Genomic DNA, 19,101 nt, shown 5'->3' with positions numbered 1-19,101 from the left:
CCGAACGCCACGTCCCCCGCCAATAGGGCGGCAGGCTTCGATCTTTCCCGGTCCCGGCCGGGCTTACATCAAGAGGACAATTCGTCATGTCGCAGACACATATTTTTCCCCTCGCCAGCATCAAGCGCATCCCCCGCGGCAGCGGTATCGAGACGACCCCGCTCGTAACCCACTTCACAGCGCCCGACGCGAAGTTCACCACCGGCATGAGTGTCTATCCCAAGGGGCTTGGCGCGCCGCTGCACAAGCACAATTGCGACGAACAGGTCACGCTGCTCGAAGGCCAGGGCGAAGTCGAGGTTGACGGCGAAATCACTCCGCTGGTGAAATACGACACGACCTACATCCCGGCCGGCAAGGTCCACGCCTTCCGCAACACCGGCGAGGAGCCGATGCGCATCCTGTGGATCTACGCCTCCATGAAGGTGACGCGCACCTTCGAGGGCAGCGACGAGGAGGTCGAGCACCTCTCCGCCAAGGACCTGATGGGCCAGAATCCGTAAGGGAACGATCCGGTATGCTGCGGCTGAGCGCCAACCTGTCGACCCTGTTCGGGGAACTGCCGTTCCTCGACCGCTTTGCCGCAGCGCGGCGTGCCGGTTTCATGGCCGTCGAGGTGCAGTATCCCTACGCCCATGCGAAGTCGGATGTCGCCGCGGCGCTCGCCGACAGCGGGCTTGACCTAGTGCTTGTTAACGCGCCGCCGGGCCTGCAGCCGCGTGATCGCGGGCTTGCGGCGATCCCGGGGCGCGAGACCGAGTTCCGCGACGGGATGGAGCTTGCCCTGTCCTGGTCGAGCGCGCTCGGTAACCGTTTCGTCCATGTGTTGAGCGGCGTGCCAGGCGAAAGCCAAAGCCGCGCGGCCTGCCTTGAAGTGTGGCAGGCCAACATGGACTGGGCAGCGGAGCAGGCCCGCGCGGAGGGGGTCGAGCTGCTACTCGAGGCGCTTAACCCCACCGATGTCCCCGGCTATTTCGTCCGCTCGCTCGACGATGCCCTGGCGTTGCTCGGCCGCCTTGAAGGGCCGAATGTCGGGCTGCTGTTCGACGTCTATCACTGCGCCAGGGCAGGAGAGCCTGTTGTGGCGCAACTGCATGCTTGCGCGCCCTGGACCCGGCATATCCAGATCGCCGATGCGCCCGCGCGCGGCGAGCCGGGAACCGGGGAAATCGACTGGAAAGCCGTATTCTCTGCGATTGCGGCAACCGGCTATCGTGGCTTCGTTGGCGCCGAGTATTCGCCCCGTGCCGGAACTCTTGAAGGACTGGGCTGGGCCCGGCCTCATCTCGAAAACTCATGATCTGCCGCCACGCCAGCCCTCCCATGCGGCATCGGCGGCCAATGGAGAAACGGAAATGAACCTATATTCAAGATCGCTCGCGGCAGTGGAAACCGGCGGCAAGCCGGTGCGCGTCGGCCTGATCGGCGCCGGCAAGTTCGGCTCCATGTTCTTGGCACAGGTGCCGACCACGCCAGGCCTGAAGGTTGTCGCGATTGCGGATCTTTCGACCGACCGCGCCCGCGCCGCCTGCCGGGGCGTAGGCTGGAGCGAAGATCTGGTCTCAAGCACGCGCTTCACCGACACCGCGCTCGACATGATCGCAGCCGACGACATTGACGTCATCGTCGAGGCGACGGGCCATCCGGCGGCAGGCATTCGCCATGCCCGCGCGGCGATTGCGGCGCGCAAGCACATCGTCATGGTCAATGTCGAGGCCGACGTGCTGGCGGGGCCGCTGCTTGCGCGGCAGGCTGAGGAAGCAGGCGTCGTCTACTCGCTCGCCTATGGCGACCAGCCGGCGCTGATCTGCGAGATGGTCGATTGGGCGCGCACTTGCGGCTTCGAAGTGGTGGCGGCGGGCAAGGGCACCAAGTATCTGCCGGTGTTTCATACCTCGACGCCCGAAACCGTGTGGCATTATCGCGGCGTCGACCCGGAGGATGCGCGCAAGGGCGGCATGAATGCGCAGATGTTCAACTCCTTCATCGACGGCACCAAGTCGGGCATCGAGATGGCGGCCGTGGCGAACGCCACCGGTCTCGCCCCCGCGCCTGACGGGCTGAAATTCCCGCCCGCCCAGGCCGACAAGCTGGCGCAGGTGCTGTGCGAGAAGACCTTGCATCATCGCGGCCAGGTCGAGGTCGTTTCCAGCGTAGAGCGCGACGGGACAACAGTTCCGAACAATCTGCGCTGGGGCGTCTATGTCGTGTTCGCTGCCCCGAACGCCTATACCGAACGCTGCTTCCGGGAATACGGCGTCGAGAGCGACGAGACCGGCACGCTGGCAGCACTTTACCGTCCATTCCACCTGATCGGCCTCGAGCTCAATGTCTCGATCTTCTCGGCGGCCTTGCGCAACGAGGCCACCGGCAAGCCGGTCGGCTTCGTGGCGGACGTGGTCGCGACCGCAAAGCGTGCTATCCAGCCGGGTGAAATGCTCGACGGCGAAGGCGGCTATCTCGTCTGGGGCAAGCTGATTCCCGCCAAGGAGTCGCTCGCCATCGGCGGCCTGCCGATCGGCCTTGCCCACGGGGTCCGCGTCAAGCGCGCCGTGGCTGAGGGCCAAAGCCTGACCTGGGACGACGTCGAGGTTGACGAAAGCGACGACGCCTACGCCTATCGCCGCGAAATGGAGGCCGCGTTTGCCTGAACGCCCCTTTTCCGTGACACTTAAACCTGATCTGGAGACAATGCCCATGGTTCTGGAAATCGCCGAATTCGACATCATCCCCGGTAAGGAAGAGGCCTTCGAGGCGGGCGTGCGCCAGGCCGTACCACTGTTCAAGGCCGCCCGGGGCTATCGGTCGCTGAGCTTGCGCCGGATCATCGAGAAGCCGGGCACCTACCGGCTGCTGGTCGAATGGGAAACGCTGGAGGATCATACCGAGATTTTTCGCAATTCCGACGCGTTCCAGACGTGGCGCGGCCTGGTGGGCGCGTTCTTTGCGGGTCCGCCGCGCGTCGACCATTCGACGCTCGCTGTCGACGCGGCCTGAACCGCGAGGAAGCGTGACGTGATCCATCTCGCCAACACGGTGACAAAAACCGGCGCCGAGTCACTAGGGCAGGTCCTCGTTTGCGGGTCGCATGGGGGGCTCTATCCTGGCTATCTCGCTGCGAAGGCCAGGGTGAAGGCCGTGATCCTCAACGATGCCGGTGGCGGCAAGGACGCAGCAGGCATCGGATCCCTTGCCTATCTGCAGAAGCGCGGCATTGCAGCCGCCACCGTTGGTCACATGACTTGCCGCATCGGCGATGCCGCCGACATGGCGGCGCGGGGCCGTATCACCCATGTCAATGCCATCGCGGCCGCCCTGGGCGTGACGGTCGGCGATGCCTGCTCGGCGGCGGCCGAGAAGCTGGACGCTGCCCCGGTCCCGCCTCAGGCCGACCCGGGCACAGTCAGCGAGGCGCGCAGCATCCATTCCGAGGGCGCCCGCAGGATCGTGCTCATCGATTCAGCAAGCCTCGTGAAGCCCGAGGACAAGGACCAGATCGTCGTCACCGGCTCCCATGGCGGACTGTTGGGCGGCAATGATTTCCTGGCGCTGCAGGTCGACGCCTTCGCCGGGGTTTTCCACGACGCCGGCATCGGCATCGATGAGGCGGGCGCCACGCGCCTGCCTGCGCTTGACCGGCGCGGCATATCCGGCCTTACCGTCGACGGCGCAACAGCCCGCATCGGAGATGCGCGCTCGGTGCTGCAGGACGGTGTCATCTCGCGCGTCAACGACACAGCCCGTGCGCTCGGCGCGGCGGCGGGCGAACGCCTGATTGACCGGCTGATGGTTTGGGCAGTCGGCTGATCCGCACGAATTGGTGCCTTCTTTGCTTGCGCGGTCCGGCGGCGATCCGCCTTGGTCCGAAAACAAAAAGGCCGGCTCTGCAGCCGGCCCTTTCGTTCGCCTTGGGAGGCATCAGGCGATGCGATCGCCCTTCTTGACCTTGACAGTGCGGTTGTCGACGCCGGGCAGCATCTTGGCCGGGTCGCGCGTGACGACGACATCCATGATCACCGGACCCTTGGCGGCCATCGACTGCTTGATCGCGCCTTCGAGCTGGTCCGGGCTTTCGACACGGATGCCGGTCACACCCATGGCCTCGCCAATCTTGGCATAATTGGTCTCTTCGAGATCGGAGGCATGGTAGCCCTCAGCGCCGTACATCAGGTGCTGCAAAGCCTTGATGTAGCCGGAGGCGGCATTGTTGACGACAATGATGGTGAAATCGAGCTTGAGGCGGCGGGCGGTCTCGAGTTCGCCGAGCATCATGTTGAAGCCGCCGTCGCCAGTGATGGCGAAGATCGGACGCGTGGGCGAGGTCGCGCGTGCGCCGATCGCCGCTGGCACGCCATAGCCGATCGAGGCGAAGCCGCGATCGGGCACGAAGGCGCGGCCGGGCTTTTTGGTGTCGAACAGCAGCCCGCCCCAATGCGCGGCAAAGCCGCCATCGGCGATCAGGATGCCGTCATCCGGCAGCGCCTTGTTGAGCTCGGTCAGCATGCGCGCCATGCTGACCGGCGTCTCGTCCGAGTTGAGCCGCGGGCTGACATCTTGGCGCCATACGTCCATGCGCTTGACGACGTCGGCGGCATATCCGGCCTGGCGCGCCTTGATCTCTGCCGCACGTGGGGCAAGCATGTCCTTGAGCTCGGCGATCGTCGCGCCGACATCGCCCCACAGTGCGATCGCACAGTCGGTCGTGCGCCCGAACTCTTCCGGCAGCAGATCGAGATGGATGATGGTCTTGCCGCGCGGCGGAACCGTGAAGCGCTTGGTCGCAATCTCGCCGAGCTTGCAGCCGACGACAAAGATCAAGTCGGACTCCTCGATCATCTTGTTGGCGATGCGGTCGTAGCGGCCGAAAAGACCGGCATTGAGTCCGCTCGTGCAAGCGATCGCGCCCTTGCCGCTCAGAGTGTGCGCGACCGGAATATTGAGCGCTTCGGAGAAGGCGGTGAGCGTGCCGGCGGCGTCGCTCAGATGCACGCCGCCACCGGCGAGAATGATGGGCGTGCGCGCGTCCGCAAGCATCCCGGCAGCCTTTTCCAGCGGCGCGCGCTCGGGACGGCACCGCAGCGCCGGGATCGCTTCATGTGCGGCGACTGCGTAAAAGTCCTGGTCCTCGAACTCGTGAACGCCATGCGCGATGTCTTCCGGAACGTCGATGACGACCGGGCCGGGACGACCGGAGGTCGCCACAGCAAAGGCGCGGCGAACCAGTTCGGGAATGCGCGAGATCATCTCGATGCGCAGCAGTTCCTTGACCGCGGGTCTGAGGATCTCCGTCTGGCGGCTCTCCTGCGTCATGTTCTTCCAGGAATGCTCGCGATGGGAATCGCCCACCAGCACAACCATGGGCGTGCCGGCGTTCAGCGCCTCGACAAGGCCGGTGACGAGATTGGTCGCGCCTGGGCCGAGCGTTGCATCGGCGAGGCCCACGCGGCCGGAGATCTTTGCATAGGCGTCCGCCGCGAAGATGCCCGCGCGCTCGTCGTTGATCAGGTAGTGCTTGAGGCCGATGCGGCGGGCAGCATCGTAGAACGGCAGAAGCTGGAAGCCGCCCATGCCGTAGATCGGTCCGGGATTGTAGAGCGAGATCATCCGGGCGATCGCTTCGCCGCCGGTCAGTTCGATGGTCATGGATTTTATCCTTCTTCTTGTTCTACGGAGAACGAAACTCTGGGAGCCCGGCGGCCTCAGCCGGTCAGGGACGACAGGTCGGGGCGGCGCGCATGCCATGGCGTCGCGCCCTCGAAGGCGCGGCCGAGCGTGAACAGGATGTCCTCGCGCGACGGCATGGCGACGATCTGCAGCGACAGCGGCATGCCCTCGGGATTTACCCCGTTGGGCAGAGCGATGGCGCACAGGCCGAGATAATTGACGAAGCGCGTGAGGTCCGAAAGCGGCATCGCCTGCTCGTCGATCGTGTTGAGCGGCGGGGAGGCGATCGGGGTCGCGGGAAGCAGCAGCGCGTCGAAACCTTCGAGTACTTCGCGCATCGCCACCATGTCTTCCCGCCGTTCGATCAGGCGCGCTGCGAACTGCGCTGCCGTGCCGGCGTTACCTGCGTGGACGCGCGCGCGGACATGGGGATCGAACGCACCGCGATCCTCCGCCATCAGGTCTGCGAGGTTGGCGTAGCCTTCCGTGCGGATGATGTGCGATGCGCCGACGCAATACTCGAGCGGCGTGCGCGGAAGGCGTATCTCGACGACCTCCGCGCCGAGCTCACGGAACACCTGTGCCGACCGTACCAGGGCATCGAGGATCGAAGGCTGGACGCCCGGCAACTGGTCAGGAGAAAGAAGCGCCAGCCGCATGCCACCGACATTGGCTCCGCCGGCAGATACGCGCGGCGGGTTTGCGCCCCAGGTGCCGGGATCGAGCCGGTCGGCGCCGGATATCGCGTCGAAGACGATTGCCGCATCCTCAACCGAGCGCGTCAGCGGACCTATGGAATCAAGTGTCTGGCTGAGCGGGAACACGCCATGGGTGCTCACGCTGGAAATGGTCGGCTTCAAGCCAACGATGCCGTTCATCGCAGCCGGGCTGCGGATCGAGCCGCCGGTGTCCGACGCGAGCGAGAACGCCACCATGCCCGCTGCCACGGCAACGCCGGAGCCGCTGGACGAGCCCCCGGGCGAGCGATGCTCGGTCAGGTCCCACGGATTGCGGGGCGCGCCCAAATGCGTGTTGGTGCCCCAGCCGCCGAATGCGAACTCGACCATTTGCAGCTTGCCGAGAAAGACGGCCCCGGCCTCGATCAGCCTTTGAACCACGGTCGCGGTTTCCTCAACGACGTTGTCGCTGAGATGCAGCGACCCAGCACCCGTCGGCAGGCCGGCGACATCGAGCAGGTCTTTCACCGCGAAGGGGATGCCATGCAGTTTTCCGCGATAGGTGCCGCCGGCGATTTCGCGCTCGGCCGCCTTGGCCGCCTCCCGTGCCCTATCGGCACACAGGATGACAAAGGCATGCAGCACCGGATCCGCTGCCGCGATGCGCTGAAGGCAAGCCTCCAGCAGCGTGACCGGCGACAGCGCTCCGGTCTCGATCAGCGGGGCGAGTTCGTGGATCGGCCTGTCGGGGAGATTTGGGACGCCCATTTCTGCGGTTCCGTCAGCTTTCTCTGAGACTCAGTCGATCTTGTATTCGAGCCATTCGGCGATCAGCTTGTGCAGCGCGCTGTCGCCTTCGAACATCTCCTTGCCGCCCTCGGCCTTGTTGCGGCCGAGTTCGAGGACGTAGAGATAATCGGAGACGGCGGCGCACTGGCGCACGTTCTGGTCGACCAGCACCACGGTGATGCCCTTTTCAGGCAGCGCCTTGATGAAGTCGTAGATCTCACGCGAAAGCTTCGGCGCGATCATGGCCGTCGGCTCGTCGAGCAGCACCACTTCCGGCTCAAGTGCGAGTGCGCGGGCCAGTTCGAGGAACCGCTGCTGGCCGCCGCTGAGGCTGGATGCCGGGTCGTGGCGCTTGTCGCCGAGGATCGGGAACTGCGCATAGGCCGAATCGAGCACGCGCTTGACGCGCACAGCGTCGTTTCGGAACACCCAGCAGCCGAGCAGCAGGTTGTCCTGGACCGACAGGTCGCCGAACAGGCTGCGGTTCTGCGGAACGAAGGCGATGCCGCGCTCGATGAAGGTGTAGGGAGGCTTGCCGTTGAGGCTCTCGCCCTTGTAGCGGATGTGGCCCGTCGACGGCTTCAGGAAGCCGTAAAGCGTCTTCAGCGCTGTGGACTTGCCGGCCCCGTTCGGTCCGATGATGCCGGTCACCATGCCCTTGCGCGCCGAAATGTTGACGTGGTCGAGGATGGTGATGTCGCCGTGATAGGACACCGACACGTCTTCGAGCCCGAGGATGACCTCTTCGCCGGCCGCGGCCCTTGTCGTGTTTGCCATGATCATCGTCCCAGGAATGCTTCGATAACGTCGGGGTTGTGCTGGATGTCGGCCGCGTTGCCCTCGGCGATCTTCTGGCCCTGGTTGAGCACGAGCAAGTGCTCCGACAGGCTGTAGACCGAGGTCAGGTCGTGGCTCACCAGGATGAAGCTCTTGCCCGCGTCCTTGAGCTTGAGGATCTGCTCCAGGAACACCTTGCACAGGTTCGGGTGAACCCCCGCAAACGGTTCGTCGAGCAGGATGAGATCCGGGTCGAGCATCATCACGCGCAAGAGTTCGACCAACTTCTGCTGGCCGCCGGAGAGCTCTTCCGCATGGTTGTCGCGGATGCGGTAGAGATCGACTTCGGCGAGCAGGGCGTTGGCCTTCTCGGTGAGTTCGACATTCGAGCGGCTGTCCTCGAGCACCGGCACCATCAGGTTTTCCGTCAGCGTCAACCGCCGGAACAGGCGCGGCACTTGGAAGGTGCGACCGATGCCGAGGCGTGCGATCTCGTAGGGCTTCTTGCCCACGAGATTGGTGCCGCGGAAATTGATGACGCCTTCGGTGGCGTCGTAAATGCCGTTGATGCAGTTCATGATCGTGGTCTTGCCCGACCCGTTCACGCCGATCAGCCCGAGGATGCTGTTCTCCGGCACGTCGAAGGAGATGGTGTCGACGGCGACGAGGCCGCCAAAAACCTTGCGCAAGGACTGGACGTCGAGCATCGGTGGCCTGCTCCCGGCCTGGTCATGGGAGGGTCGCGTTGCTGTTGCCGCATTCATCGCAGGGCCACCTTTCCGAACAGTCCGGACGGACGCAGCGTGATGGCTGCGATCAGGATGATGAAACCGACGGCCTGGGACAGGGACTGCGGCAGGAAGACGATCGCCACCTGCTCGGCAATGCCGAACACGATTCCGCCGATGATCGCACCGATCGGATGGCCGAGGCCGCCGAGCACGATCACCACGAAGCCGACCAGCGTGTAATCCATCCCGGAGAACGGACCGAAGGCCGGGAACACCAGTGCCAGCAGCACGCCCGTCGAGGCGGCTATGGCAATCGCCAAGCCGAAGGCCAGCGCCGAAAGCGTGTTGATGTTGACGCCGACGATCTGGATCGCATCCCGGTTCATGATCGCCGCGCGCAGCGCCTTGCCGTAGATTGTCCGGTAGAGGAACCAGGTCAGGGCTGCGATGATGGCGACGCCAGTCGCAAGCGCCACGATATGCGCCGTCGGGATGAAGACATGGCCGATCTTGTAGACGCTCGGCGTGAACACGTAGTTCAGCGACCGGGTGTCGGCCTGGAAGAAATAGAGCAGGATCGCGCCCGCCATCAGCGACACGCCATAGAAGGTAAGGAACGAAGCAACCTCCGGATCGTCGCCGCGATTGAGCCGCGGCACGAACAGGTAATAGAGGCACATGCCAACGAGGAAGAAAGCCACGAACACCAGCGGAATGGAGAGCAGCGGATGCAGGCCGGTGGCCGTGAAGAACATGAGCACCGCGAAGCACCCGGCCACCACGAATTCCCCGTGCGAGAAGTTCACGATACGCATGGTGCCGTAGATGATCGTCAGGCTGCAGCCGATCAATCCGTAGAGTGCGCCCAGGATCAGCCCGGTCACGAGCGCCTGTATGAGGAGAGTTGTCATCATGAGCTAGGATCCGCCTTAGAACAGGATACGGCGAAGGAAAGGCTTGCGGCGGATGAGCGAGCCCACGATGCCGCTGGGCAGGAACATCATCAACAGCACGATCACCAGGCCGAGCAGGAACACGTTGAGCACCGGGAAGTGCTGCCAGATCAGGTCGTCGACAATCAGCATCACGACCGTGCCGACAACCGGCCCGATCACAGTGCCGAGACCGCCGGCGACGGCAAAGATCACGGCCTTGGTGCTGACCAGCAGGTTGAACGCGGTCTCTGTATCGACGATGCTGGTATACCAGGCCTCAATCGCGCCGGTCATCGAGGCGATCACGGCAGATAGCACCCAGGCCTTGAGCCGCACCGTGCCGATGTTGATGCCGACGGTTTCGGCCGTGTCGGGATCGTCGCGGATCGCGCGCAGCGCCATGCCGAGGCGCGATTGTGCAAGCCACGTCACGGTCAGCAGCGTCGCAAGCATCAGCGCCAGCATCGCATAATAGGCGCCATCCGGATTGGAGAAGCCGAGCGAAATGCCGTAGGAGCCGCCGGCGACATCTTCCGGCATGGCGGCGATCAGCAGGCGGCAGATGACGGCAAGCGCCAGCGACACGATCGAGAAATAAATGCCACGCAGCACCATGGTGCGCGCAAACATGAGGCTCAGCACCACGCCCGCCAGGGCCGCGGCGATGAAGCCGGCCCAGATCGGCAGGCCGTGCATCTTGACGGTCACGGCCGCAGCGTATGCACCGATGCCGTAGAAGGCGACATAGCCGAAGGGCAGGTAGCCGGTGAAGCCGGCCATGATGTTGAGCCCGGAGGCAAGCGTGATCCACAGCAGAAGGTAAAACCAGAAGGCCAGGCTGAAACCGTAGGCAGGCAGGAGGCCGAGTCCCAGCGCCGAAAGCGCGAGAAACCCGAGCCAGATGGACGTCCGCGTCCAGACAAGGCGGTTCGATGACACGTGGTGACCTCTTGGTTGTCTTGGGTAGCCTTGCGCCGGAAGGCAGACGCGGCCTTGTCCCCGATAGCAAATGCCGGCGCGCGCGGAAGAAGCCAGGCGCGCCGGCGGGGCAGATTAGCGCTCGCCCCAGGCCGGGATCGGGTAGATCGGGTCTGCAGTCTTGATGGCCTCAGGAGCGATGATCTTCAGGCCGTCCGGCTGCGTCTGAAGGACGATCGGGGTCATGCCGCGTTGGAAGCCGGTCTCGTCGATCTTGAACTCGCCGGAGACGATCACGGTGTCGCCGCTGAAGTCGAGGGCGGCCTGCTTGAGCTTCGCCGGCTCTGTCGAGTTGGCAGTGGCGATCGCCTTCTCCAGGACCACGCCGGCGCCATAGGCGAGGGCGGTCTGGAAGTCCGCCGGATAGGCCGCATTCGGGTAGAGCTTGTCATAGGCGGCGAGGAACTCCTTGGTGGCCAGGCCGTCAGTCACCGGCCAGTTGACGTTGGCGTCGAACTGGGTGTGGCTGAAGATGTAGGCTGCGTCGTCGCCCGTCTCCAGCACGGCCGGCGAGGAGCCGTACAGCATGTAGGTGTAGGGGAAGGTGATCTCGCGTTCGCGCATCTGGCGCAGCATCGGGATCAGGTCCGCGTCGTAGGACGAGGAGTAGAACCCGTCGGCGCCCGCGGCCTGGGCCTTCTGCAAAAGGATCGAGAAATCCTTGGTGCCCTTGGCGTAGTGCTCGTCCAGGACCACTTCCATACCGGCCTCTTCGGCCATGCCCTTGGCGGCGGCGGCGGCGCTGGCCGGGAACGGCTCGTCGATCGAGACAACCGCAAGCTTGGTCACGCCCAGTTTCTTGGCGAGATCGATGCTGGTGACAGGAATCTGCGAGGCCTGGGCCGTCACCGAAACGATGTTCTTGTAGCCCTGCTGGAACAGCTGGTCGGACGACCCGGCCCAGCTGACCATGAAGCCGCCGCGCGATTCAACGACCGGCGCCGCCACGCCGACCAGGGTGGAGCTGAACGGTGCGATCAGGGCATCGACCTTTTCCTCGGTGATGAGCGACTCGTAGACGCGCGCAACCAGCTGCTTGTCGCTGCGGTCGTCGCGCTTGACCAGTTCCACCGGGTACTTCTTGTCTTCGAATTCGATGCCGCCGCGTGCATTGACTTCGTCGACCCAGATGCCGATGCCACGCTCGCCCGACTGCGACGCGACGGCGTAGGGGCCGGTCGACGACACGGTCAGGCCGATGCGGATCGAGGTTCTTTCCTGTGCGTGCAGCGCGGCTGCACCCATCAACATGGTGGAAGCGGCAAGCAATGAAACGAATAGCGTCTTCATGAGTTCCCTCCGGTTTTGTTCCGTATTGCGGAATACCTGATGTCTATTTACGAAACATGCTTGCATGCGAAATAACGACGTGTCAACAGGAGCGGAAGAGCGAGTGCATCGAAATTGGGTTGCATTTGCGGCCATTATCGCGATTATAAGGCGATAGCCACATTTGGTGGTGCGTTATCAGGCGGTCTTTCCGGAATCCGGCTTATGATATCGTTCCACAATGAAGAACAATGATATCTTTATGCGAAATCAAGCGGGGCGAAATTGCATGGAAAAGGATCGGGATCTTGCGCCGGTGAAATCGATCTCCCGCGCGGCCGCCGTGCTGCGCGTGCTGGCCGATCTCGGAACGCCCGGCGGCACGCTCGGCGATATCGCCAAGGCAACCGGCTTCGGCAAGGGAACGGCCCACCGCATTCTCGCTGCCCTCAACGACGAGGGCTTTGCCTACCAGAACCTGACGACGCGGCGCTATCATCTGGGCGCAGGCATCGGCCTTCTGGCGCGCCGTGCCTCCGTCAACGAGATCGGCAGCTTCGCGCAGCCGGTGCTGATGCGCCTTGCCGAGGAAACCGGCGATACGGCCTATATCCAGGTGCGCGAGGGTCTGCGCTCGGTGTGCATCGGCCGACAGCAGGGCACCTATCCCATCAAGACGCTCTCGCTGGATGTCGGGCAGAGCCGGCCGCTCGGCGTCGGTTCGGGCGGGCTTGCGATCCTTGCCAGTCTCGCGCAATCCGAGATCACCGCCGTCATCGAGGCCAATGCCCGTTGGCTGGCCGAGTTTCCCGCCTTTGAGGGCGACAAGCTGGTCGGTCTCGTGCGCCAGACGCAATCGCTCGGCTATGCTTATGTCGAGGGTCTCGTGCTCCCGGGCATCAATGCGATTGCCGTTCCTGTGCTCGGCGCCGACGGCCATCCGCTGGCGTCGCTCAGTATCACTGCCATTGCAGAACGCATTCACGGCGACCGGGCGCTCTGGCTAGCCGGTCTTCTGCGCGAGGAGGCGCGGCAATTGTCCGCGGCGCTGGCGCGAACACTTCAACACAAGAACGCCCAGGAGGCGAAGTGAACATGGCGGATCGCCTGAAGGACAAGGTTGTCCTGTTGTTTGGTGCCGGCTCGTCCGGTGAAGGATGGGGCAACGGCAAGGCGACGGCCGCCCTGTTCGCGCAGGAAGGCGCGCATGTGGTCGGTGTCGACCTGAACCTGTCGGCCGCCGAGGAGACAAAGGCCGCGCTGGCGGAGCGCGGTTTCGAAATGGACGCCATTGCCGCCGACGTCACCGATTCCGGCCAGGTCAAGGCCGCCGTCGATCATGCGCTTTCCCGGTTCGGCCGGATCGACGTGCTTCACAACAATGTCGGCGTCACCAAGATGGGCGATCCGGTCGCGCTCAGCGAGGCCGACTGGCACTTCTCGCTCGACACCAACCTGACCGGCGTGTTCCTCACCTGCAAGCATGTGCTGCCGGTGATGGTCGAGCAGCGCTCGGGAGCGATCGTCAACATCTCGTCGGCGGCCTCGATCCAGATCAACCAGATGCCCTATTTCGGCTATTACGCGTCGAAGGCCGGCCTCAACCACTTCACCCGTGCGCTGGCGGTCAACTACGCTCCGCACGGCATCCGCGCCAATGCGGTGCTGCCGGGTGTGATGGACACGCCGCTGATCTACAAGCAGATCAGCGGCCAGTTCGAAAACGTCGAGGAGATGCGCAAGGCCCGCAATGCCGCCTCGCCGATGGGCAAGATGGGCGACGCCTGGGACGTGGCCTATGCCTCGCTGTTCCTCGCCTCCGACGAAGCCAAATATGTCACTGGTGTGTGCATTCCGGTCGATGGTGGCAAAAGCTGCACCGGACGCTGATCCGGTTAATCGTATTCGCTCGGCGGAAAGTGCGGACGCATCATGATCCCGATAAAGGAACTGCTCGAGAGCGCCCGCAAGCATGACGGCCGCACCGCCATCATAGTGGCAGGGGAGGACATCAACTACCACGACCTGCGGGAACGGATAGTTTCGGGTGCGGCCGCCCTCGACCGGATCGTCAAGCCCGGGCAGCGCGTGGCGCTGCTGTGCACCAACTCCTACGCCTATATTTGGCTCTCCCTCGCCATCGAACTGACGGGCGCGATAAGGGTGCCGATCAACATCAAGGCGTCGCGCACCGAGATCGGTAAGATCATCGCCGACTGCGATCCCGTGCTGATCCTGCACGAGGACGAAACGCGCTACCTCGCCGGCGACGCTGGCGCCGCCCGTGTGCTTCATGTCGACGAGATTGCGCAAGGGAAGACCCGGCCGACATGCGAAGGCCGCATCCGTGCGCAGGACATCTGTTCGATCAATTACACCTCGGGCTCGACCGGCAATCCCAAGGGGGTGGTGCTCTCTCATGACAACTGGTCGTTCGTCTATCTCAATATGCTGGTCGATCGCGACATCAGGCAAGACGACCGGCTGGCCTTCATCGGGCCACTCACCCATGCCGCCTGGAGCTACCTCTATGCCGGGCTGCTCGTCGGCGCGACCAGCATCGTCTTTGCCGGCGGCGACACCGAAGGGCTCCTAGCCTACGCCCGGGACAATCCGGTGACGATCATTACTTGCGTGCCCACGACGCTATCGCGTATCGTCGAAGGGACCGTAAAGGACGACCTCCTCGTCCGAACCCTCAAATGGATCGGCATCGGCGCAGCGCCGGTGACGCAGGCGCAGCTCGACCGGGTGGCGGAGCTGTTCGGCAACCGCATCGTCATCAACTACGGCCAGACCGAAGCGATGATGACCTGCACCCATATGGACTTCCGTCGGCACGGGCCGGAGCGATTTCGCGCAGATTATATTGGCACGCCTTACGCCTTCGCCCGCATTCGAGTGGTTGGCAAGGACGGCAAGCCGGCCGGGCTCGGCGAGGTCGGCGAACTGCACCTTGCCGGCTCGCACACGATGCAGGGCTACTGGAACCAGCCCGAGGCGACGTCCGCCACCATCGTCGACGGCCACGTGGCCAGCGGCGATCTCGGCGTCGAGGAAGCGCCGGGTTTGTTCCGTCTGGTCGGACGCATCAAGGACATGATCATTTCCGGCGGCTTCAACATCTACCCGTCAGAGGTCGAGGCCGTGGTGGCGCGCTTTGCCGGCATCAACGAAGTCGTGGTGCTGGGCAAGGACGACGAGGTCTGGGGCGAGAAAGTCGTGTGCTGCTTCAGCGAACATGCCGGCCAAACAGTCGACCTCGACACCCTCAAGGCTTTCTGCAAGGACCAGTTGCAGATCAAGGCGCCGAAGGACTATCACCGGCTCGACACGATACCGAAATCGCCGACCGGCAAGATCGACAAGAAGGCGATACGCCAGATGGAGATCATGACACGATGAGACGCATCCATGTCACGGCGATGGCGCGCACCCCGTTCGGCAAGTTCCGCGGCGCGCTGGCAGGCTTCGACGCCATCGAGCTCGGGAGCCGCCTCATCGACGCCGTCACCGCCCGCGATCCCGACCGCGAGATGCGGCCCGAGATCGTCCATGGCGGCGCCGGCCTGCTCGGCGGCGCGCACCTGACGACGCTGCGCCAGAGCCTGATCCGCTCCGGGCTCCCCGACGACACGCCCTCGCAGGGCGTCGATCGCGCCTGCTGCTCCGGCATGACCGCGATCTCCGCGGCAGCCGCCCATCTGCGCGCCGGCCAGGGCGCCAAGGCGCTCGCCATCGGCGTAGAAAGCCTTTCCAACACTCCGGTGCTGCTGCGCCGCGGCAGCGAGCGCAAGGTCAACAGCCTCGAGCTCATCGATCCGCTGCTACTGTCCGGTTCCGTCAGCGAAAAGACCATCGCTCACTACACCGCCGAAGAGGCCCTGAAATACGGCGTGGATCGCGCGCAGCAGGACGAGTGGGCGCTCGCGAGCCACGAGCGCTATTTCGCGGCCAAGCGGCGGGGCGCATTTGCAGCGCAGATCGTCCCGCTCAGCACGCGCGGTGCGCCCCTTGCCGACGACGAGGGCCCGCGCGAGGGCTCGAGCCCCGCAAAGCTTGCCGCGCTGCCGACGGTCAACGGTTCGGCGACGATCACCGCCGGCAACGCGCCCGGTCTCTCCGATGGCGCCGCTGGCCTCGTCCTCGTCGGCAGCGACGCCGCCGAGCCGGTAGAAGGGCTGGCGGAGATCGTAGACTGGGTTCAGCTCGCCGGCAACCTCCAGACCGGCACGTCGATCCCGGCAGCCTGCATCCTCAGGCTTCTGGATCGCAACCGGCTTGCGCTGGAAGACGTCGACGTCATCGAGATCAACGAGGCTTTCGCCGCAACGCCACTCGTCAGCGCCACGGTGCTGGCGGCCCGGCTGGGCGCCGATCCGGCCTCCCTGCGCAGGCGCATCAATGCCTGGGGCGGGGCGGTCGCGATCGGCCACCCGCTCGGCGCGAGCGGCATCCGCATCGTGATGCAGGCGATCGGGCGGCTGCATGCGCGCGGGGGCGGCATCGCCCTTTGCGCGATCTGCGGCGGCTTCGGTCAGGGCGAGGCGGTGTTGCTCAGTCTTTAGACGAAAAATGGTCGCCCACCTGTAAAGGTGCACGGCATAATCAAGCACCAGCCGGACTGCTGGAATCTTCGAGTTCAGCTCTGTGGCGACGAATGCTTTTCACAAAATGAAAAACCAAAAAGGATATTCTGATGCAAACTACAGAGGACCGGACAGCTTCTCCCGCATGCAATGGGCGATCCAGAGTAGCCCGATCCCCGAGATGATCGCTGATCTTGCCGCTGGCAATATCACGCCAATCAGTCCGGAAACAGTCACTTGCCGTTGCACCATGCAAGTCCACCGGTCGCCTGGAGCGCCGTAATGGTTCGTCTTCATGCCATTCATGAAGCTACCCTTAAGCCGCCAAAGCGAAACGGGCACCCGAGGGCGCCCGTTTCCGTTCATAGTTTCCGGCGCTCAGTTGGTGCGGCCGTAGGTTGAAGCGTCGATCTTGCTCCAGATCTCCTGCTTCATCAGTTCGGCAAAGGCTGCCTCGTCGGTTTTGACGTCCTTGGTCAGCTCCGCCCATTTCTGGGCGAGCTCCATGAAGGTCTTCACCTTAGCGTCGGCCTCGTTGATGCCGTAGGTCTGCTCCATCGTCTTGGCGGCGGAGAGGGCGTCGTTGGCCGCGAATTCGCGGGTCGCGGCGAGCAGTTCCTCGTCCGGCTGGACGAAGGTCACGCCCTTTTCGATGGCGGCCTCCTTGGCGGCGCGGTTGGCCATCTCGTACTGGACGGCGACATGGGCATTGCCGCGTGCCGTCAGGTCGAGGAGGCCGGCGCGCTGTTCGTCGGTGAGTTTGTTCCAGACGTCGCGGTTCATCGAGTAGACCGAGACAGCGTTGAACGTGCCGAGGGGCAGTTCGGTGACGTACTTGGCCACCTCAGACAGATTGAGGTTGATGAGCTCGGTCGTGGGATGCAGGTTGGCATTGATGACCCCTTGGCTCATACCTTCATAGACTTCGGTCGCCGACAGCGTCGACGGCGATGCGCCGAAATGCTCGGCCCAGCGGGTGTAGACGCCCGCGCCGCTGCGGATCTTCAGTCCCTTGAGGTCGTCGAGCGTGGTCACCGGAGCGGTCGAGAACAACCGGTAGACCGGCGACGCGGTGGTGCCGAGATAGACCTGGTTGAAGCGTTCGAACTCGGCCAGGCACGGCCCGCAGTTGAAGATGTATTCGGAGACGGCGCCCGACATGGTGATTCCGTCCTCGCCGAGCATGCCGAGCTCGCCGACGATGTTGCTCTCGCGGAATTCGGCCGGGAAATAGGCGAACACCGCCAGTCCGACATCGGCCACGCCGTCGCGGAGCCCGGGAACGGTCTCGCGGAAATTGAGCAGCGTTCCGTAATATTCCTCCGCCGTCATCGTGTTGTTGGTGGCGGCCGGAAGCTCCTTGGCGAAATAGGTGTAGGCGGTCACCCAGGTATGGGTGGGCGGCAGGCCGACATTGATGCGCAGCACTTTCGGGTCGTCTGCGCGTGCGGCCTGCGAAGCGATGAGCGACCCGAGCGCCATCGCGATGATACTTCCGGCGATGCCGAGCTTGCGAAACATGATCAGTTCTCCTCCTGTCGACGTTGATCCGGATTTCGCCGGCGAACCCTGCGGCCGGCTTTGCGCATATCCGCCGCCGACGGGCGGATACTCCGATGCCTGAACTATCCGATGAATCACTCTACCTTGCAAGCGCTTGTTAGATTTTTCTCGCCGTCTTTTTCATGCCCTCGTTCGAGGCTGGCCAGAACCGGTTAAAGCCTTGAAAGGACACCGCTCCTTACGCGGCCGCCTGACGCGGCGGGCTGCCGCAGCCTGCCGCGATCAGGGCGGTTTAAGTCGCTCAGTTGGCCATGAGGGAGGGCAGGTAGGTGATGATCTCGGGCGCCGCGATGATCAGCGCCACCACCGCGAGATCGGCGACAATGAACCAGAGCACGCCGCGAAAGATGGTTCCGAGCGAGGCGATGTCGCCCACCGCGCTCTTGATGACGAAGACGTTGATGCCGATCGGCGGCGTGATCATGCCCACCTCCAGGAGTTTGACTAGGAAGATGCCGAACCAGATCAGGTCGATATTGGCCTTGTCGAGGATCGGCAGCAGCACCGGAAGCGTCAGGAGCATCGCGCCCAGCGGCTCGAGGAACATGCCCAGAAGCAGGTAAAGCACGGTGATTCCGACCAGCAGCGCCGCGCCGCTGAGTTCGAGGCCGATGATCGTGCTGGCGATGAGTTCGCTGGTGCCGGTCAGCGCCAGGAAGCGGGTCAGCAGGTTGGCGCCCACCGAGATGATGAACAGCGTGCCGGTGGTCGAAAGCGTGTCGACGATCGAGCGCCAGGTTGCTTCCTTGGTCAGCTGGCCGCGGACCGCGGCGAAGATGAGGGCGAGCAGGGCGCCGACCGCCGCGGCCTCGGTGGCCGTGAACAGGCCCGAGAACATGCCTCCCAGGACCAGCAGGACGAGAATGACGATCGGCCAGGTGTCGAGCAGCTTGGCGATGCGCTCGCTGAGCGGCGGCGTCTCGTCGATGCGCGGGGCCAGCTCGGGATTGTAGAGCACCCGGCCGATGATGATCAGCACGTAGGACAGCGCGGTGATGATGCCGATGATGCTGCCGCCGACGAAGAGCTGGTTGATCGGCACCTGGACGAAGATGCCGTAGAGGATCAGCAGGATCGACGGCGGGATCAGCGCGCCGAGCGTCCCGGCCGCGGCAATCGACCCGGTGGC

19 protein-coding genes are annotated in these 19,101 nt (G+C 64.2%); 10 read left to right on the top strand and 9 right to left on the bottom strand.

The features are described 5' to 3' along the window. The first annotated feature begins 86 nt into the window (after positions 1-86). The 5 genes from LL06_RS19290 to LL06_RS19270 are packed head-to-tail and all read left to right on the top strand — an operon-like array spanning position 87 to position 3,807. Entirely contained in the window at positions 87-503 is a 417-nt protein-coding gene (locus LL06_RS19290) for a cupin domain-containing protein (RefSeq protein WP_035530593.1), read from the top strand. Between the two features lie 14 nt (positions 504-517). Next, positions 518-1,300 (top strand): TIM barrel protein, encoded by a 783-nt coding sequence (locus LL06_RS19285; RefSeq protein WP_035530591.1) that lies wholly within the window; start codon positions 518-520, stop codon positions 1,298-1,300. Positions 1,301-1,355: 55 nt separating this feature from the next. Further along, entirely contained in the window at positions 1,356-2,651 is a 1,296-nt protein-coding gene (locus LL06_RS19280; RefSeq protein ID WP_035530588.1) for a Gfo/Idh/MocA family oxidoreductase, read from the top strand. A gap of 46 nt (positions 2,652-2,697) precedes the next feature. Next, positions 2,698-2,997, top strand: a complete 300-nt coding sequence (locus LL06_RS19275) for an antibiotic biosynthesis monooxygenase family protein (protein ID WP_035530586.1) — start codon at positions 2,698-2,700, stop codon at positions 2,995-2,997. Positions 2,998-3,015: 18 nt separating this feature from the next. After that, a complete protein-coding gene (locus tag LL06_RS19270) occupies positions 3,016-3,807 on the top strand; it encodes a hypothetical protein (protein WP_035530584.1) in 792 nt (263 codons plus the stop codon). 111 nt (positions 3,808-3,918) lie between these two features. Here LL06_RS19270 and LL06_RS19265 read toward each other — a convergent pair whose 3' ends face one another. Together LL06_RS19265 and LL06_RS19260 are read right to left on the bottom strand one after the other, a co-directional pair. Next, positions 3,919-5,643, bottom strand: coding sequence for a thiamine pyrophosphate-binding protein (locus LL06_RS19265; RefSeq protein ID WP_035530582.1), 1,725 nt, complete (start codon positions 5,641-5,643; stop codon positions 3,919-3,921). Positions 5,644-5,699: 56 nt separating this feature from the next. Beyond that, entirely contained in the window at positions 5,700-6,986 is a 1,287-nt protein-coding gene (locus LL06_RS19260) for an amidase (RefSeq protein ID WP_244447187.1), read from the bottom strand. On the opposite strand from LL06_RS19260, the gene LL06_RS28300 reads away from it, so the two are divergent. Further along, positions 6,978-7,136, top strand: coding sequence for a hypothetical protein (locus LL06_RS28300; protein WP_244447186.1), 159 nt, complete (start codon positions 6,978-6,980; stop codon positions 7,134-7,136). The genes LL06_RS19260 and LL06_RS28300 overlap by 9 nt on opposite strands. Positions 7,137-7,139: 3 nt before the next feature. On the opposite strand, the gene LL06_RS19255 is transcribed toward LL06_RS28300, so the two are convergent. The 5 genes from LL06_RS19255 to LL06_RS19235 all read right to left on the bottom strand — a co-directional run bounded on the left by LL06_RS19255 (position 7,140) and on the right by LL06_RS19235 (position 11,841). After that, the gene (locus tag LL06_RS19255) at positions 7,140-7,907 is read right to left on the bottom strand and encodes an ABC transporter ATP-binding protein (RefSeq protein WP_052161732.1); all 768 of its coding nucleotides are present in this window, start codon (positions 7,905-7,907) and stop codon (positions 7,140-7,142) included. A gap of 2 nt (positions 7,908-7,909) precedes the next feature. Beyond that, a complete protein-coding gene (locus tag LL06_RS19250) occupies positions 7,910-8,614 on the bottom strand; it encodes an ABC transporter ATP-binding protein (RefSeq protein ID WP_035530578.1) in 705 nt (234 codons plus the stop codon). A gap of 53 nt (positions 8,615-8,667) precedes the next feature. Then, positions 8,668-9,552, bottom strand: a complete 885-nt coding sequence (locus tag LL06_RS19245) for a branched-chain amino acid ABC transporter permease (RefSeq protein ID WP_244447185.1) — start codon at positions 9,550-9,552, stop codon at positions 8,668-8,670. A gap of 15 nt (positions 9,553-9,567) precedes the next feature. After that, the gene (locus tag LL06_RS19240; RefSeq protein WP_052161731.1) at positions 9,568-10,512 is read right to left on the bottom strand and encodes a branched-chain amino acid ABC transporter permease; all 945 of its coding nucleotides are present in this window, start codon (positions 10,510-10,512) and stop codon (positions 9,568-9,570) included. A gap of 114 nt (positions 10,513-10,626) precedes the next feature. Then, the gene (locus tag LL06_RS19235) at positions 10,627-11,841 is read right to left on the bottom strand and encodes an amino acid ABC transporter substrate-binding protein (protein WP_035530576.1); all 1,215 of its coding nucleotides are present in this window, start codon (positions 11,839-11,841) and stop codon (positions 10,627-10,629) included. A gap of 268 nt (positions 11,842-12,109) precedes the next feature. Between LL06_RS19235 and LL06_RS19230 the strand changes: the two genes are divergently transcribed. The 4 genes from LL06_RS19230 to LL06_RS19215 are packed head-to-tail and all read left to right on the top strand — an operon-like array spanning position 12,110 to position 16,388. Then, positions 12,110-12,913 carry an IclR family transcriptional regulator gene (locus LL06_RS19230; protein WP_035530575.1) on the top strand — a complete coding sequence of 268 codons (804 nt, stop codon included), beginning with the start codon at positions 12,110-12,112 and terminating at the stop codon, positions 12,911-12,913. Between the two features lie 2 nt (positions 12,914-12,915). After that, complete coding sequence (locus LL06_RS19225; RefSeq protein WP_035530573.1) at positions 12,916-13,710, top strand: SDR family NAD(P)-dependent oxidoreductase; 795 nt, start codon at positions 12,916-12,918, stop codon at positions 13,708-13,710. 42 nt (positions 13,711-13,752) lie between these two features. Next, positions 13,753-15,225 (top strand): AMP-binding protein, encoded by a 1,473-nt coding sequence (locus tag LL06_RS19220; protein WP_035530571.1) that lies wholly within the window; start codon positions 13,753-13,755, stop codon positions 15,223-15,225. Further along, the gene (locus tag LL06_RS19215) at positions 15,222-16,388 is read left to right on the top strand and encodes a thiolase family protein (protein ID WP_035530568.1); all 1,167 of its coding nucleotides are present in this window, start codon (positions 15,222-15,224) and stop codon (positions 16,386-16,388) included. The genes LL06_RS19220 and LL06_RS19215 overlap by 4 nt, the downstream gene beginning before the upstream one ends. Positions 16,389-16,787: 399 nt before the next feature. On the opposite strand, the gene LL06_RS19210 is transcribed toward LL06_RS19215, so the two are convergent. Both LL06_RS19210 and LL06_RS19205 read right to left on the bottom strand, forming a co-directional pair. Then, on the bottom strand, positions 16,788-17,930 hold the full coding sequence (locus LL06_RS19210) for a C4-dicarboxylate TRAP transporter substrate-binding protein (protein WP_035530566.1): 1,143 nt from the start codon (positions 17,928-17,930) through the stop codon (positions 16,788-16,790). A gap of 283 nt (positions 17,931-18,213) precedes the next feature. Beyond that, on the bottom strand, positions 18,214-19,101 hold an 888-nt coding region (locus LL06_RS19205; RefSeq protein ID WP_035530564.1), incomplete at its 5' end, for a TRAP transporter large permease subunit.

It is taken from the genome of Hoeflea sp. BAL378, assembly GCF_000759435.1.
GTDB lineage: Bacteria > Pseudomonadota > Alphaproteobacteria > Rhizobiales > Rhizobiaceae > Hoeflea.
This window is presented reverse-complemented; position numbering and strand designations above follow the sequence as displayed.